The organism is Mycobacterium sp. IDUB_1 (assembly GCF_055419625.1).
In genome coordinates this window covers 1489329-1502136 of sequence record NZ_JBVAYA010000001.1, presented here as the reverse complement: position 1 = coordinate 1502136, position 12808 = coordinate 1489329, and the positions used below count along the sequence as shown (strand labels likewise).

Annotated in this window: 14 protein-coding genes; 5 read left to right on the top strand and 9 right to left on the bottom strand. The window is 69.7% G+C overall.

Annotation, left to right across the window (positions count from 1 at the left end):
- Nucleotides 1–9 precede the first annotated feature (9 nt).
- Nucleotides 10–1230, top strand: a complete 1221-nt coding sequence (menJ, locus tag ACZYYX_RS07590) for a menaquinone reductase (RefSeq protein WP_463813808.1) — start codon at nucleotides 10–12, stop codon at nucleotides 1228–1230.
- An 82-nt stretch (nucleotides 1231–1312) separates the two neighbouring features.
- Nucleotides 1313–1732: a GAF domain-containing protein gene (locus tag ACZYYX_RS07585; RefSeq protein ID WP_463813807.1), complete on the top strand. Its 420-nt coding sequence runs from the start codon at nucleotides 1313–1315 to the stop codon at nucleotides 1730–1732.
- 71 nt (nucleotides 1733–1803) lie between these two features.
- Here ACZYYX_RS07585 and ACZYYX_RS07580 read toward each other — a convergent pair whose 3' ends face one another.
- Nucleotides 1804–2862, bottom strand: a complete 1059-nt coding sequence (locus tag ACZYYX_RS07580) for an alpha/beta hydrolase fold domain-containing protein (protein ID WP_463813806.1) — start codon at nucleotides 2860–2862, stop codon at nucleotides 1804–1806.
- Nucleotides 2863–2961: 99 nt separating this feature from the next.
- Nucleotides 2962–3648, bottom strand: a complete 687-nt coding sequence (locus tag ACZYYX_RS07575) for a demethylmenaquinone methyltransferase (RefSeq protein ID WP_463813805.1) — start codon at nucleotides 3646–3648, stop codon at nucleotides 2962–2964.
- Nucleotides 3649–3713: 65 nt separating this feature from the next.
- Between ACZYYX_RS07575 and ACZYYX_RS07570 the strand changes: the two genes are divergently transcribed.
- Nucleotides 3714–4538, top strand: coding sequence for an SDR family oxidoreductase (locus ACZYYX_RS07570; RefSeq protein WP_463813804.1), 825 nt, complete (start codon nucleotides 3714–3716; stop codon nucleotides 4536–4538).
- Here ACZYYX_RS07570 and ACZYYX_RS07565 read toward each other — a convergent pair.
- Nucleotides 4535–5161, bottom strand: coding sequence for a methyltransferase domain-containing protein (locus ACZYYX_RS07565; protein ID WP_463814842.1), 627 nt, complete (start codon nucleotides 5159–5161; stop codon nucleotides 4535–4537). The two genes, ACZYYX_RS07570 and ACZYYX_RS07565, sit on opposite strands and share 4 nt — an antisense overlap.
- A 68-nt stretch (nucleotides 5162–5229) precedes the next feature.
- On the bottom strand, nucleotides 5230–6357 hold the full coding sequence (locus tag ACZYYX_RS07560; protein ID WP_463813803.1) for a glycosyltransferase family 4 protein: 1128 nt from the start codon (nucleotides 6355–6357) through the stop codon (nucleotides 5230–5232).
- 91 nt (nucleotides 6358–6448) lie between these two features.
- Here ACZYYX_RS07560 and ACZYYX_RS07555 point away from each other — a divergent pair, with 91 nt between their 5' ends.
- Nucleotides 6449–7135 carry a DsbA family protein gene (locus ACZYYX_RS07555; RefSeq protein ID WP_463813802.1) on the top strand — a complete coding sequence of 229 codons (687 nt, stop codon included), beginning with the start codon at nucleotides 6449–6451 and terminating at the stop codon, nucleotides 7133–7135.
- On the opposite strand, the gene ACZYYX_RS07550 is transcribed toward ACZYYX_RS07555, so the two are convergent.
- The 3 genes from ACZYYX_RS07550 to ACZYYX_RS07540 are packed head-to-tail and all read right to left on the bottom strand — an operon-like array spanning nucleotide 7117 to nucleotide 10084.
- Nucleotides 7117–7662, bottom strand: a complete 546-nt coding sequence (locus tag ACZYYX_RS07550; protein ID WP_463813801.1) for a DUF3592 domain-containing protein — start codon at nucleotides 7660–7662, stop codon at nucleotides 7117–7119. The genes ACZYYX_RS07555 and ACZYYX_RS07550 overlap by 19 nt on opposite strands.
- Complete coding sequence (gene menD, locus ACZYYX_RS07545) at nucleotides 7659–9299, bottom strand: 2-succinyl-5-enolpyruvyl-6-hydroxy-3-cyclohexene-1-carboxylic-acid synthase (RefSeq protein ID WP_463813800.1); 1641 nt, start codon at nucleotides 9297–9299, stop codon at nucleotides 7659–7661. The genes ACZYYX_RS07550 and menD overlap by 4 nt, the downstream gene beginning before the upstream one ends.
- 2 nt (nucleotides 9300–9301) lie before the next feature.
- Nucleotides 9302–10084 carry an alpha/beta fold hydrolase gene (locus ACZYYX_RS07540; protein WP_463813799.1) on the bottom strand — a complete coding sequence of 261 codons (783 nt, stop codon included), beginning with the start codon at nucleotides 10082–10084 and terminating at the stop codon, nucleotides 9302–9304.
- Nucleotides 10085–10199: 115 nt separating this feature from the next.
- On the opposite strand from ACZYYX_RS07540, the gene ACZYYX_RS07535 reads away from it, so the two are divergent.
- Nucleotides 10200–11057: a type IV toxin-antitoxin system AbiEi family antitoxin domain-containing protein gene (locus ACZYYX_RS07535; RefSeq protein ID WP_463813798.1), complete on the top strand. Its 858-nt coding sequence runs from the start codon at nucleotides 10200–10202 to the stop codon at nucleotides 11055–11057.
- On the opposite strand, the gene ACZYYX_RS07530 is transcribed toward ACZYYX_RS07535, so the two are convergent.
- The gene (locus ACZYYX_RS07530) at nucleotides 11032–11793 is read right to left on the bottom strand and encodes a DJ-1/PfpI family protein (RefSeq protein ID WP_463813797.1); all 762 of its coding nucleotides are present in this window, start codon (nucleotides 11791–11793) and stop codon (nucleotides 11032–11034) included. The two genes, ACZYYX_RS07535 and ACZYYX_RS07530, sit on opposite strands and share 26 nt — an antisense overlap.
- Before the next feature lie 14 nt (nucleotides 11794–11807).
- Nucleotides 11808–12770, bottom strand: coding sequence for a GlxA family transcriptional regulator (locus ACZYYX_RS07525; protein WP_463813796.1), 963 nt, complete (start codon nucleotides 12768–12770; stop codon nucleotides 11808–11810).
- Nucleotides 12771–12808 lie beyond the last annotated feature (38 nt).

The following is a 12808-nucleotide window of genomic DNA, read 5'->3' as shown; positions in this document are numbered from 1 at the left end:
CTGGGAGCCATGCACACGAGCGCTGATGTGGTCGTCGTCGGAGCCGGCCCGGCCGGTTCGGCGGCCGCGGCGTGGGCCGCCCGCGCCGGCCACGACGTGCTCGTGCTCGACTCCGCGACGTTCCCCCGCGACAAGGCGTGCGGCGACGGCCTGACCCCGCGGGCCATCGCCGAGATGCGGCGGCTGGGGCTCGACGGATGGCTGACCGGGCGGGTCACCCACCACGGGTTACGGATGTCGGGCTTCGGCGCCGACGTCGAAGTCCGCTGGCCCGGCCGATCGTTCCCGCCGATCAGCAGCGCGGTGCCGCGCCTCGAACTCGACGAGCGCATCCGGCTGGTCGCCGTCGACGACGGAGCCAAGATGAAGCTCGGCGTGAAAGCCGTTGACGTGCAACGTGCTTCGGACGGTCGCGTCACCGCCGTCGTGCTGGACAACGGCGAAGTCGTGGGGTGTCGCGACCTCATCGTCGCCGACGGGGTCCGCTCGGGTGTGGGGCGAGTCCTCGGTCGGCAGTGGCACAGAGAGACCGTGTACGGCACCGCGATCCGCGCCTACATCGCCACCCCGCGGCACGCCGAGGAGTGGATCACCTCACACCTGGAACTGCGCTCCCCCGAAGGGGAGGTGCTACCCGGCTACGGGTGGATCTTCCCGCTGGGCACCGGCGAGGTGAACATCGGCGTCGGCGCGCTGGCGACGTCGAAGCGACCGTCGGAGTCCGCACTGCGCCCATTACTGAATCATTACGCTGCTCTGCGCCGTGACGAATGGGGGTTCGACGGGGATGTGCGGGCTGCGCGCTCGGCACTGTTGCCGATGGGCGGGGCGGTATCCGGGGTGGCCGGCCCGAACTGGATGTTGATCGGCGATGCCGCGGCGTGTGTGAACCCGTTGAACGGGGAGGGCATCGACTACGGCCTGGAGACCGGCCGGTTGGCTGCTTCGATGCTGGGCAGCGGCGACTATTCGCGGGCGTGGCCGGCGGTGCTGGACGAGCACTACGCGCGCGGGTTCTCGATCGCGCGGCGCCTGGCGCTGCTGCTGACGTTCCCGCGGTTCCTGCCGGCGACGGGTCCGCTCGCGATGCGCTCGGCGGCGTTGATGACGATCGCGGTCCGGGTGATGGGCAACTTCGTCACCGAGGACGACGCGGACACGGTGGCGCGGCTGTGGCGGGGCGCGGGGCGGCTGTCGGAGCGCGTGGACGCCCGCCGCCCGTTCACGTGAGGCTTGTTGTGGCGAGCGCGCGTGTTTGTACGTACCTACGTGGCGTGTCGCGTGCCGCAGCGCGCGCTCGTCGGCCGCGAACGTGACGTCCGTGTACCGGGCGCCGATGCGCTCGCGCCGTGACGACCTCGACCCCTGGCTCGCCGTCGACCGCGCCCTGCAGTTGGGACTGTGCGGGTTCGGGGCCGTCGACGTGCCGCAGCGACGGGTCGAGCGGTTCGCGGCGGTGGCCGACGGGGCGTTCGTGTGGACGCGCGACGAGGACGGCCTGTACCGGCTCGGGCGCCTGTGCGGGCCGTACTTCTACGACGCCGACGGAGCGGAGGTGGACCTCGTGCACGTGCGGCCGTGTCGATGGACGCGCGGTTTTGACGAGAGCCGTTGTCCCGCAGCAGTTCTTGCGACATTCGCGCGGGGCGGGCGAAACTTTCAGCAGATTCACGACGCTCGGGTTGGCGAGGAGTCGGCGCGGCTCTGGTCGGCTTCGCGCGCTCGTCGGTGATGAGCGTGCGCTCGATGTACGCATGTCGCGGCGTGGCGGCGTGCAGACGCGCGCGCTCGCGGAACGGGGCGTCAGGACAGGGAGTGGGCGAAGCCGCTGACGTCGCGGATGCTCGCCGCGAACACCTCCGGCATCGCCCTCGCCAGCAACAGATCGCCTCCGTGACAGGTACCCGCCACCACGCGACCCACCGCGGGTACCCCCGCCCGCACCAGCCTGCGATAGTACTGCAGCCCCTCGTCGCGCAGCGGGTCGAGCTCGTTGACGGAGATGACATGCGTTGGCAGACCCGCTAATTCACCGTTGCTGGCGACGTAGGCCCAGCACGTCGCGTCGTCGGAGTGACGCTTCTGCGGGTCGTACAGCGAGCCGAGGATGCTCAACTGCTCACGGCTGACGAAGTATTCGTCGTTCTCCTCCAACGACGGCAGATCGTCGCAGGTCTGCTGCCACCTGTTGGAGATGAACGGGCACTGCGCATAGAAGCCGGCGATCTCGCCGATCCACCCGTCCCGTTTCGCCTTGTGCGCCAACGTCAAAGTCAGGTTGCCACCGCCCGATTCGCCGTTGACGACGATGTGGCTGACGCCGAGTTCGGCGCGCTGCTCGTGAACCCAGCGGGCGGCCGCGGCGCAGTCGTTGAGGCCAGCGGGAAACGGGTGCGGGCCGAGCGCACCGCCCGAATTGCGGAACTCGACGCCGACGACCACCAGGCCGGTGGCGGCGAGGTGTTCGCGCAGTCGGACGTACGGCATGTCGGCAGCGCTGGCGATCGCCATGCCGCCGCCATGCAGGTGCAGGATCGCCGGGAGAGGGCCGTCCGCGTCGGTGGGGCGGCTGATGAACAGGGTGATGTCGTTGCCGTCGACGCCGGTGATCGTCGTGGTCGCAGTGACGACGCCCGCGGGTTGCGCGATGTCCGCTGCGAGGGCGCCGAAGAACGCACCGATGCCCTGCTCGCTCATCGTCGCGTAGGCGAGCCGGTCCTCGAGTGGCGAATCCGCGCTCAGGCCAGACGACGGGAGCCGGCCGTCGAGACCGAACGCCGCGAACGCGGCGACCATGCGGGGGTCCGACCGCGGGTCGGTGGCGAGGGTGGCGTCGGGATCTGCGTGGCGTCCGTTCGGCATGAGCGTGACGCTACGTTCGCGGGCCGCGAGCGCGCGCGAAAGTACAGAAATGGCGGCGTGTCTGCGTGCAGACCCGCGCGCTCGCCGAACAGGGCGCGATCAGGGTTTGGTGGCGGCGTGCAGCGCCACGATGCCGCCCGTCAGGTTCCGCCACGCCACATCCGTCCAGCCGGCGGCCTGGATGCGGCGTGCCAACTCGGCCTGATCGGGCCACGCGCGAATGGACTCGGCGAGATACACGTACGCGTCGGGGTTCGACGACACCGTGCGGGCGATCCGCGGCAGAGCCCGCATCAGGTACTCCTTGTAGGTCGTCGCGAACAGGCCGTTCGTCGGCGTCGAGAACTCGCACACCACCAGCCGGCCGCCGGAGCGCGTCACCCGCGCCATCTCCTGCAGCCCTGCGACGTGGTCCACCACGTTGCGTAGCCCGAAGCTGATCGTCACCGCATCGAACACGCCGTCGGCGAACGGCAACCTCGTCGCGTCGCCCGCGACCTTCGGCACGGGCCGGCCCGCACCCGCCGACAGCATGCCCACCGAGAAGTCCGCCGCCACACACCACGCACCGGAGGCGGCCAGCTCGACCGTCGACACCGCCGTGCCCGCGGCGAGGTCCAGCACACGATCACCCGGACCGATCCCCAGTGCCTCACGCGTCGCCCGCCGCCAGAAACGGTCCTGCCCGCCCGAGAGCACCGTGTTGGTCAGGTCGTAGCGCCGCGCCACGCCGTCGAACATCGACGCGACCTCATGAGGATCCTTTTCGAGCGACGCACGGTTCACAATCGCGAACGTATCACCGCCCGATTTCGGGAATGGATGCCAGCAGCTCCGGCATTGAACCGGCCATGAGCGAAAAAGTGTGGTTCATCACCGGTGCTTCCCGCGGCTTCGGACGTGAGTGGACGATCGCGGCCCTCGAGCGCGGCGACAAGGTCGCCGCGACCGCCCGTGACGTGTCGACCCTCGACGATCTCGTCACCAAGCACGGCGACGCTCTCCTTCCGATCCGCCTCGACGTCACCGACCGCGACGCCGACTTCGCGGCCGTCACGCAGGCCCATGAGCACTTCGGCCGGCTCGACATCGTCGTCAACAACGCCGGCTACGGGCAGTTCGGCTTCATCGAGGAGCTCTCCGAGTCCGAGGCCCGCGACCAGATCGAGACGAACGTGTTCGGTGCCCTCTGGGTCACCCAGGCTGCGCTGCCGTACCTGCGGGCGCAGCGCAGCGGCCACATCATCCAGGTGTCCTCCATCGGCGGCATCACCGCGTTCCCCAACGTCGGCATCTATCACGCCTCCAAGTGGGCGCTCGAGGGCTTCAGCCAGGCGCTGGCCCAGGAGGTCGCCGACTTCGGTGTGCACGTCACGCTGGTCGAACCGGGCGGCTTCTCCACCGACTGGGCCGGCCCGTCGGCCAAGCACGCAGAAGAGCTTCCCGACTACGCCGATATCCACGCGAAGGCCAACGAGTGGCGCGCATCGCGCAGCTCGGCCCCGGGTGATCCGAAGGCCTCCGCGCGGGCCATCCTCAAGGTCGTCGACGCCCCCGAACCGCCGCTGCGGGTGTTCTTCGGCGAGCTGCCGCTGCAGCTGGCCAAGGCGGACTACGAGAAGCGGCTCGCGACGTGGGAGCAGTGGCAGCCGGTGGCCCTGGAGGCCCAGGGCTAGATGGCGGCGAGCTCGGCGATCCCGCGATCGCCGAAGACTTCGACATCCTTGAGACGCAACGACACTCGCTGACCGAACTCCTCGACCGCGTCGAGCCCCACCGATGCCCAGGGGAACCACGGGCCGATCTCGGTGTCGGACTCCAGACGCTGCATCGTCGTCACCGTGCCGCTGACGGCCGGGTCGAACTCGACCACGCAGTGGCCACCGTCGCGCACCAGTGCCCGGCAACGGTTGAACAGTCGCAGCGGGTCGGCCCCCATGCCGATGCTGTCGTCGGCCAACACGACGGTCTGCCACCATCCCTCGCGAGGGAGTTCGTCGAAGACGTCGCCGCGCAAGGCCCGCGCACCGCGGCGCTTGGCGAGCTCCACCGCGACGGCCGACTGGTCGACACCCAGCGCCGGGATTCCGTGGCGGGTCAGCCAGGCGATCACGCGCCCCGGCCCGCAGCCGAGGTCGATCGTGGCGCCCTCACAGCGGGCGACCAGCGCGGCGTCACACGGGTCGTCGTCACACTCGCCGAGCCAGCGCTGCACCGGCAGTTCCCGCGTCTGATAGTCAGCTCCGCGAACCCAGCAGCGTTGCCCCCGGAGAGCGGCGTCGTAGACCGCACCGATCATCGCAAACCCCGCTTCCCGCCCGAGCTGACACAGCCAGGTGCAGATACCCACCCTGACAGGGAGCAAACTCAGGCGGCGCGCGCACCTCGGCGGCCGACCACGTCGTCGTAGTGACCGAGCAGCTCATCGCAGATCACGGGCCAGGTACGGCCCAACACACTGCGCCGCGCCGCCACGGCGTAGCGCCGCCGCTCGGCGACGAGATGGTTCACCGACTCCGAGAGCCGGTCGGTGAACTCGGCCACCGGCAGCAACAGCCCGGTGCGGTACGGGGCCACGAGATCGCGCGGGCCGCCCGCGTCCGGAGCGATCACCGGCACCCCCGACGCCATCGCCTCCTGCACCGCCTGGCAGAACGTCTCGTGCTCGCCCGGGTGGACGAAGACGTCCATGCTGGCGTAGGCCGCGGCGAGCTCGGCACCGTAGAGCGCACCGGTGAACACCGCCCGCGGTAGCCGCTGCTCAAGCTTCGCCCGGTCCACGCCGTCGCCGACGATGACGACCTGGATGTCGTCGCGCTCTGCCAGCGGGACGAGCCGCTCGACGTGCTTCTCGGGGGCGAGCCTGCCGACGAAGCCGACGACGGGCTTGCCCTCGGGCGACCACGTCCGGTGCAGCTGCTCGTCACGCGCAGACGGCGCGAAGCCGGTGACATCCACCCCGCGCGCCCACCGCTGCACTCGGGGGATGCGATGCGCGACAAGGTCTTCCATCGCCGCGGTGGACGGCGCGAGGGTGCGGTCGGCCTTGCTGTGCAGGCGGCGGGTCCACGCCCACGCGGCATGCGACATCACGCCGACGCCGTAACTCTGCGCGAAGCCGGCCACGTCGGTCTGGAACACCGCGACCGTGGGGACGCCCAGATGACGGGCAGCGTGCACACCGCCCCAGCCCAGCAGCGCCGGCGACGCCAGGTGCACGACGTCGGGATCGAACCCGCGCAGTACGCCCACCATCCGCGGCCGCGGTACACCCAGCGGCAGCGAGGTGACCTTCGGAAACATCATGGACGGCACGCGGTGGACACGGGTGCCGTCGTGCAGCCGGTCAGCGGCGGGCTGGCCACGCGGGGTGTCGGGGGCGACGACCAGGACCTCGTGACCGGTACGACGGAGATGCTCCATCACCCGAAGCACCGAGTTGGTGACGCCGTTGACATTCGGGAGGAACGACTCTGCGACGATTGCGACGCGCACGACATGACGGTGACATCACGACCTGTCCCGGAGGTTGCGGGCAGGGATATGTCGCGCGAATTGCCCGTGGTGCGGCGTTATCCTTCCCGACATGCGGACAACGCGGACGGTGCGGCTCGTGCTCGTGCTCGGACTGCTGCTCGGCACCGTGGGCTGCGCGAAAGAGGTCACCGGTACTGCCCGCCCCGATCCCGTCACCGCCCCGTTGGCCCTGTCGAACGACGGGTACGGCATCGTCGCCGGATTCGACGACGCACCCGCACAGATCGAGATCTTCACCGAGCCGCAGTGCACCCACTGCCACGACCTCCAGGAGCAGTTCGGGGATCAGATCGCCTACTACCTGGCAGTCGGCGGAGTTCAGGTCACGTATCGCCCTCTGACGTTCCTCGACGAGGAGGGACAGGGCTATTCGGCGGCGGTGGTCAATGCGCTGTTCGCAGCCGCCGAGCCCGCAGGCGACTCGACGACGTCAGGTGTGCAGTTCCAGCGCTTCGTCGAAGAGCTGTGGGCACAACAGGATCCGGGTGGACCGGCCTTCACCGGCGACGAACTACGCACCATCGCACGGAGTTCAGGGCTTCCCGAACCCGTGGCCGACAACATCGCCAAGGCTCAGGAGGTGGTCGACGTCGCCGCCCTGGAGGACGCCAACTTCGAATCCCTCTACACCGCCGACCCGGTCAACGTCGGCACCCCGACCGTGGTCGACCTGGCCTCCGGAGAGAAGGTCGACATCTCCGACGCCGACTGGCTGGATCAGCTCGTCGCGCCTTGAGGTTCCGCCGGTGCGTCCTGGGCTTCGGGCCCATCGATGCGGCGCTGCACCAGCGCGGTGACGCCCAACGCGGCACCGGCGACAAGCCATCCCAGGACCGCGATCGAGCCCGCCGGGATGATCGCCAGCGATGCGTCACGATCCTGTACCCGCACCAAATCCGGGTTGTTGGTGTCGTATTCGACGTAGATCCGCATGCCGTTCTCGAGCTCCGACGGATACAGAACACCCAGTTCCGGCCGGTAGGTCACCCTGTCGGGAGTGACGAACTCGATCGTCGACCGTCGCGGACCCGCATCCAGCACCGTCGCTTCAGCCACCCCCATGTGCCGCTCGATCTGACGGTCGTTACGCCACGCGCCCACCATCAGAAGCACCGACTGCAGCGTCACCAGGCACGCCACCACGACGATGCCGATCCGAACCCGACGAAGAACCCGGCCCCGACGCGTCTCCCCCGGCTCGCCGTACAGATGGGGAATGATGAACTGCCACAACGCCCTCAGGCGCGCGAGCAGTGCCGTCACAGGGCAGCCTTGATCGACGCGTGCAGTGCCCGCAACGACGACCGATCAGCCTTGACCTCCAGCACCCGCATCCCGTCGTGCGGTTCGTCGAGAGCGGAAGACAGTTGGCCCGCCTCGATCTGACGGCTTTCGACGTGATAGGCGCGGCACAGGGCGCCGACGTCGACGTCGTGCGGGGTGCCGAAGATACGCGAGGACACGTCGGCGAACCGCGGATCGCCCTGTTCGAGCAGCTCGAAGATGCCGCCGCCGTTGTCATTCGACACCACGATGGTCAGCGCCTTCGGTAGCGGCTCAGTCGGGCCGACGAGCAGACCCGAGCTGTCGTGCACGAACGTGAGGTCACCGATCAACGCGACGGTGCGGCCCCCGGTGGCACGTTCGTGGGCCAGGGCTGCGCCGATGGCCGTCGACACCGTGCCGTCGATCCCGGCGACTCCCCGGTTCGAGCGGACCCTGACGTCCGGGGTGTTGAAGCCGACCAACGCGATGTCGCGCACCGGATTGCTTGCACCCAGTACCAACTGGTCACCGGGGCGTACCGCGTCGGCGACGGCCTGAGCGACATGGAGCCCGGTGGTCAGCGGGTGGGCGGCGAGCTGGCCGAGGACCGCCTCGCACGCTTGTCGGTTCGCCTGCGTGCACCGGTCGAGCCAGTCGAGATTCGGCACACCCGAGGTGACCGCCCGGGTGCCCGTCGCCTGGGAGTTGCCCGACACGTCCGGCCACCGCGGCCCAGTGGTCAACGCGTACACCGGAATCGACGGGTCGGCCAGCAGCGCCGACACCGGCCGGTGCAGGGTCGGGCGGCCGAGCATGATGACCTGCCGGGGCCGAATCAGGTTGAGCGCCAACGGATGCAGCGGGTTGGCCGCATAGGGCGCGGTCGGCTCGGCCACCGTGGGCAGATGCGCCAGGTTCGGGTGCGCGCCCGCGCCGTGGCCGGCGATGACGACCGTGTCGGGGGTGAGGTCGATGTCCAGCGGCTGGTCGAACGTGACCGGCGGGGTGATCGTCCACGGCCGGCCCTGCGGGCGACCTTCCGGGGCGTAGGGCTCGCCCGGTTCGTCCACCGCAGGCACCAGCGGCTCACGCAGCGGGATGTCGAACTGGACCGGCCCGGCGTTGGCCGAACGCGCGCCCGTCGCCGCCACCACCACCCGGCACGTCGCCGAGCGCCATTGCGCGTTCAACGACGCCATCTTCTCCGGGACGTCCTCGGCCAGGCCGAGGCTGATGTTGGCCCGCATCTGGGTGCCGAAGTAGCCGAGCTGTTCGAAAGTCTGATTGGCGCCGGTGCCGAGCAGCTCGTAGGGCCGGTTCGCGCTCAGCACGATCAGCGGGACACGGGCGTAGTTGGCCTCCACCACCGCCGGCCCGAGGTTGGCCACCGCGGTACCCGACGTCATCGCCACGCACACCGGGGCACCCTGCGCGACCGCCAGGCCGATGGCCAGGAAGCCTGCGGTGCGCTCGTCGATGCGGACGTGCAGCCGCAGGCGGCCGGCCCGGTCGGCGTCGTGCAGGGCGAACGCGAGTGGCGCGTTGCGCGAGCCAGGACACAAGACGACGTCGCGGACGCCGCCGCGGACGAGCTCGTCGACGACCACCCGAGCCTGCACGGTCGAGGGGTTCACCACTACAGGGTATCGGCGAAGAAATTGAGGATCGCGGTGTTGACGACCTGCGGCTTCTCGATGAAGCCCAGGTGCCCGGTGCCCGGGATCTCCAGGAACGTCGCGTTCGGCATCGCGTTGGCCACCTCGCGGCCGAGGTAGGCAGGCAGCACCACGTCGTCGGCGAACCCGATCACCAGCGCGGGCGTAACCACGTTCTGGTAGGCGGCCAGGCGGCTGCTCTGGGGTGCGATCGACAGCTGCGTGCGCATGCCCGGGGTCGGCTTCTGCGGCCACATCGTGAACATGTCGATCCAGTCGCGCACCGCGTTGTCGTCGTTCAGCGTCTTCGGCGAAAAACTCTCCAGCAGGCGCACTTTCGCTTCGAACTCGATGGGCAGATCGATCCCCGACTCGGCCAGCGCCTGCTCGCCACGCCAGAAGAAGTCGCGGGCGCGGTCGTGGCGCCCGCGGGTGGCCATCAAGACCGCGGAGCGCACCAGCTCGGGGCGCGCGACCATCAACTCCTGGGCGATGTAGGAGCCCATCGACAGCGCGACGATGCGCACCGGGGCCAAACCGAGCTTGTCGATGATGTCGACGACGTCGCCGACCATGGTCTCGGTCGTGAACCCGTCGGCGTTCTCCGTGGCACCCACGCCGCGGTTGTCGAATGTCACACATCGGTAGCCCGCGCGGGCGAACACCGGCACCTGATGCAGATGCCAGGTCCGACCAGCGCCCCCGCGACCGGCGATGAAGAGCACCGGATCGCCGGTCCCGCGTTCGTCGTAGGCCAAATTCACCCCGACGACGCTACTGGACTGCGATTTCGGCGTGGTTATCGACGGTCAGCGACGACGACCACGCCGAAATCGCGCGGGGTGGAACCGGGCGGGCGGCTCGCGCGTCCGTCTATGCATGCTCGATGACTATCTGCGACGCCACGACGGCGTCATCACGCTCGACCAGGCCCGCGCGTCAGGCCTCAGCCACGCCGCGGTCCAGCGCCGCGTCACATCCGGGCACTGGATTCGCCGCGGCCGCGGCGTGTATTCGGTCAATGACCAGCCGTTCACCGACGCTGCGCGAATCCGCGCCGCGGTGTGGGGTTACGGGTCCCGGGCGGCAGCAAGCGGGTTGGCTGCCGCCTGGTGGCATGGCCTCACGGCGTTCGCACCCGAAACCGTGGAGGTCACCGTCCCTCGCAACAGCAACGGCAGACAGCACTCCGGGACGCGACCGCGTCGACGAGATCTCGTCTCGCGCGACGTCGTCGAAATGACCGCCCTGAGGGTGACCGCTCTGCATCTCACGGTCGTCGAGGCCGCTGCGCGCAGGGGCGGGGGGGCCAGACTGCTCGACACAGCGCTGCAGAAGAAGACCGAGCTGCAGCCGCTGTGGCAGGCGCACCTGAGGCACAAGGGTCGACACGGCGCGCCGCGCTCGCGCCGTCTACTCCAGGCGGCCGACCACGGTGCGCGGTCGCATGCCGAACGGATACTGCTCACGTTGCTCAGATCCGCCGGAATCACCGGATGGAAGGCCAACTATCCGGTCGGCGGATATCGCGTGGACGTGGCGTTTCCCAGCGCACACGTCGCCATCGAGGTCGACGGGTTCGCGTTCCACAGCGGCGCGAAGGAATTCCAGATCGACCGGACGCGCCAGAACCACATCATGCTGCTGAACTGGCAGGTACTCAGGTTCACTTGGCTGGACCTCACGGAGTATCCCGACCGGGTGATCGCTGTCATCCGGTCGGCGATTTCGGCGTGATTGTCTTCGCTGAGCGACGACGAGCACGCCGAAGTCGCACGGAGTGCAGCGCGGCGTCCCACATCAAGCCGCCGGCTGCCGCCAGCGACGCGGGTGTGGCCAGGTCGCGGGTCATCAGCGCGGTCGCGGCGGCCTTGGTCGACGCGGACGCCTTCGACATGTGCCCGGAGTCGAACGGCGGCTGCGGGTCGTACTCCATCGACAGCTGGATGGCCTTCGCCTTGGCCTCGCCACCGATGCGACCGGTCAGCCACAGCCCCAGATCGATACCCGCGGAGACGCCGGCGCCGGTCACGATGCGCTCGTCGGCGGCCACGATCCGCTCGTCGCCGACGGGCGTCACGCCGAACGTCCGCAACACCGGCAGCGCCGCCCAGTGCGACGTCGCCCGCTTCCCCGTGAGCAGCCCCGCGGCGGCCAGGATCACCGACCCCGAGCACACCGACGCCGTCCACGTCGATGTCTCGTGCGCACGCCGCACCCAGTCGAGCACTCGCGTGTCACGTGCGTGCTCGAGCGTGGTCATACCGCCGGGGATCAGCACGACGTCCGGCGACGGGGTCTCGTCGAAGCTGTGGGTGGCCCCGACGAGCAGCACCTCGGAGTCCGCGGCGATGGGCCCGGGCTCGTGCCACAGGAAGCGGACCTCGGTGTCGGGCAGGAACCGCAGGCATTCGTAGGGTCCGATGAAGTCCAGTGCGGTGAACCCGGGATAGAGCACGATGGCGACCTGCATGGTCGGAACTCCTTTCAGGCGAACGTCTTCCGATAGTGGTCAGGGGGTATGCCGAGGCGGCGGACGAAGGTGCGGCGCAGCGTCTCGGCCGAGCCGAATCCGCAGCGCGCGGCGATCACGGTGACGGGATCGTCGGTTTCCTCCAGCTGGCGGCGGGCCGCCTCGACGCGGATCCGCTCGACGTACGCGCCGGGCGCCTCACCGACCTCCTCGGTGAACACCCGGGTGAAGTGCCGCGGGCTCATCGCCGCGCGACGCGCCAGCTCGGCGATGCTGTGGGTTCCGCTGGGTGCCGCCTCGATGGCTTCCTGCACGTCACGGATCGGGGTGCGGCGTGCGCGAGGCATCCACACCGGGGCCGCGAACTGCGTCTGTCCGCCCGGCCGGCGCAGGTACATCACCAGGTGGCGGGCCACCGTCTGCGCGGCGTCGGTGCCGAGGTCGTCTTCCACCAACGCCAACGCGAGATCGATACCCGCGGTGACGCCCGCGGCCGTCCACACCCGATCCGAACTGCGCATGAAGATCGGGTCCGGGTCGACGGTGATGGATGGGAACTCCGACGCGAGCTGCGGCGCGAACGCCCAGTGCGTGGTGGCGACGCACCCGTCGAGCAGACCCGCCTGTGCAGCCAGCACCGCGCCGCTGCACACGCTGACGAGGCGGCGGGCGTGGGGCGCGACGGCGACGATCCAGTCGACGAGGTCGGCGTCCTTACGGGCGGCCTCGGTGCCGATTCCGCCGGGCAGCACGACCGTGTCGACGGGCGCGGCGGGATCGGGGAGCGGGTCGGCGACGAGTGTCAGGCCGGTGCCGGTGCTGACCGGCTCACCGTCCACGGACACGACGCGGACGTCGTAGCCGTCGGCGCCGACACTGCCGGCATACAGCGACGCGCCCGTGAATACGTCGAACGGGCCGATCATGTCGAGCGCCTGCACACCCTCGAACCCGAGGATGAGGACCTGGCGCGCCATGGTCCTCAGTCTCGGGGACAGGAGCTCATGGCGTCCAG

What these genes read in the sequence shown, in the direction of transcription:
- menJ (WP_463813808.1), top strand. Translation starts at nt 10, where the DNA reads ATGCACACGAGCGCTGATGTGGTCGTCGTCGGAGCCGGCCCGGCCGGT.
- ACZYYX_RS07580 (WP_463813806.1), bottom strand. Translation starts at nt 2,862, where the DNA reads ATGCCGAACGGACGCCACGCAGATCCCGACGCCACCCTCGCCACCGAC.
- ACZYYX_RS07570 (WP_463813804.1), top strand. Translation starts at nt 3,714, where the DNA reads ATGAGCGAAAAAGTGTGGTTCATCACCGGTGCTTCCCGCGGCTTCGGA.
- ACZYYX_RS07565 (WP_463814842.1), bottom strand. Translation starts at nt 5,161, where the DNA reads ATGATCGGTGCGGTCTACGACGCCGCTCTCCGGGGGCAACGCTGCTGG.
- ACZYYX_RS07555 (WP_463813802.1), top strand. Translation starts at nt 6,449, where the DNA reads ATGCGGACAACGCGGACGGTGCGGCTCGTGCTCGTGCTCGGACTGCTG.
- ACZYYX_RS07535 (WP_463813798.1), top strand. Translation starts at nt 10,200, where the DNA reads ATGCTCGATGACTATCTGCGACGCCACGACGGCGTCATCACGCTCGAC.
- ACZYYX_RS07530 (WP_463813797.1), bottom strand. Translation starts at nt 11,793, where the DNA reads ATGCAGGTCGCCATCGTGCTCTATCCCGGGTTCACCGCACTGGACTTC.
- ACZYYX_RS07525 (WP_463813796.1), bottom strand. Translation starts at nt 12,770, where the DNA reads ATGGCGCGCCAGGTCCTCATCCTCGGGTTCGAGGGTGTGCAGGCGCTC.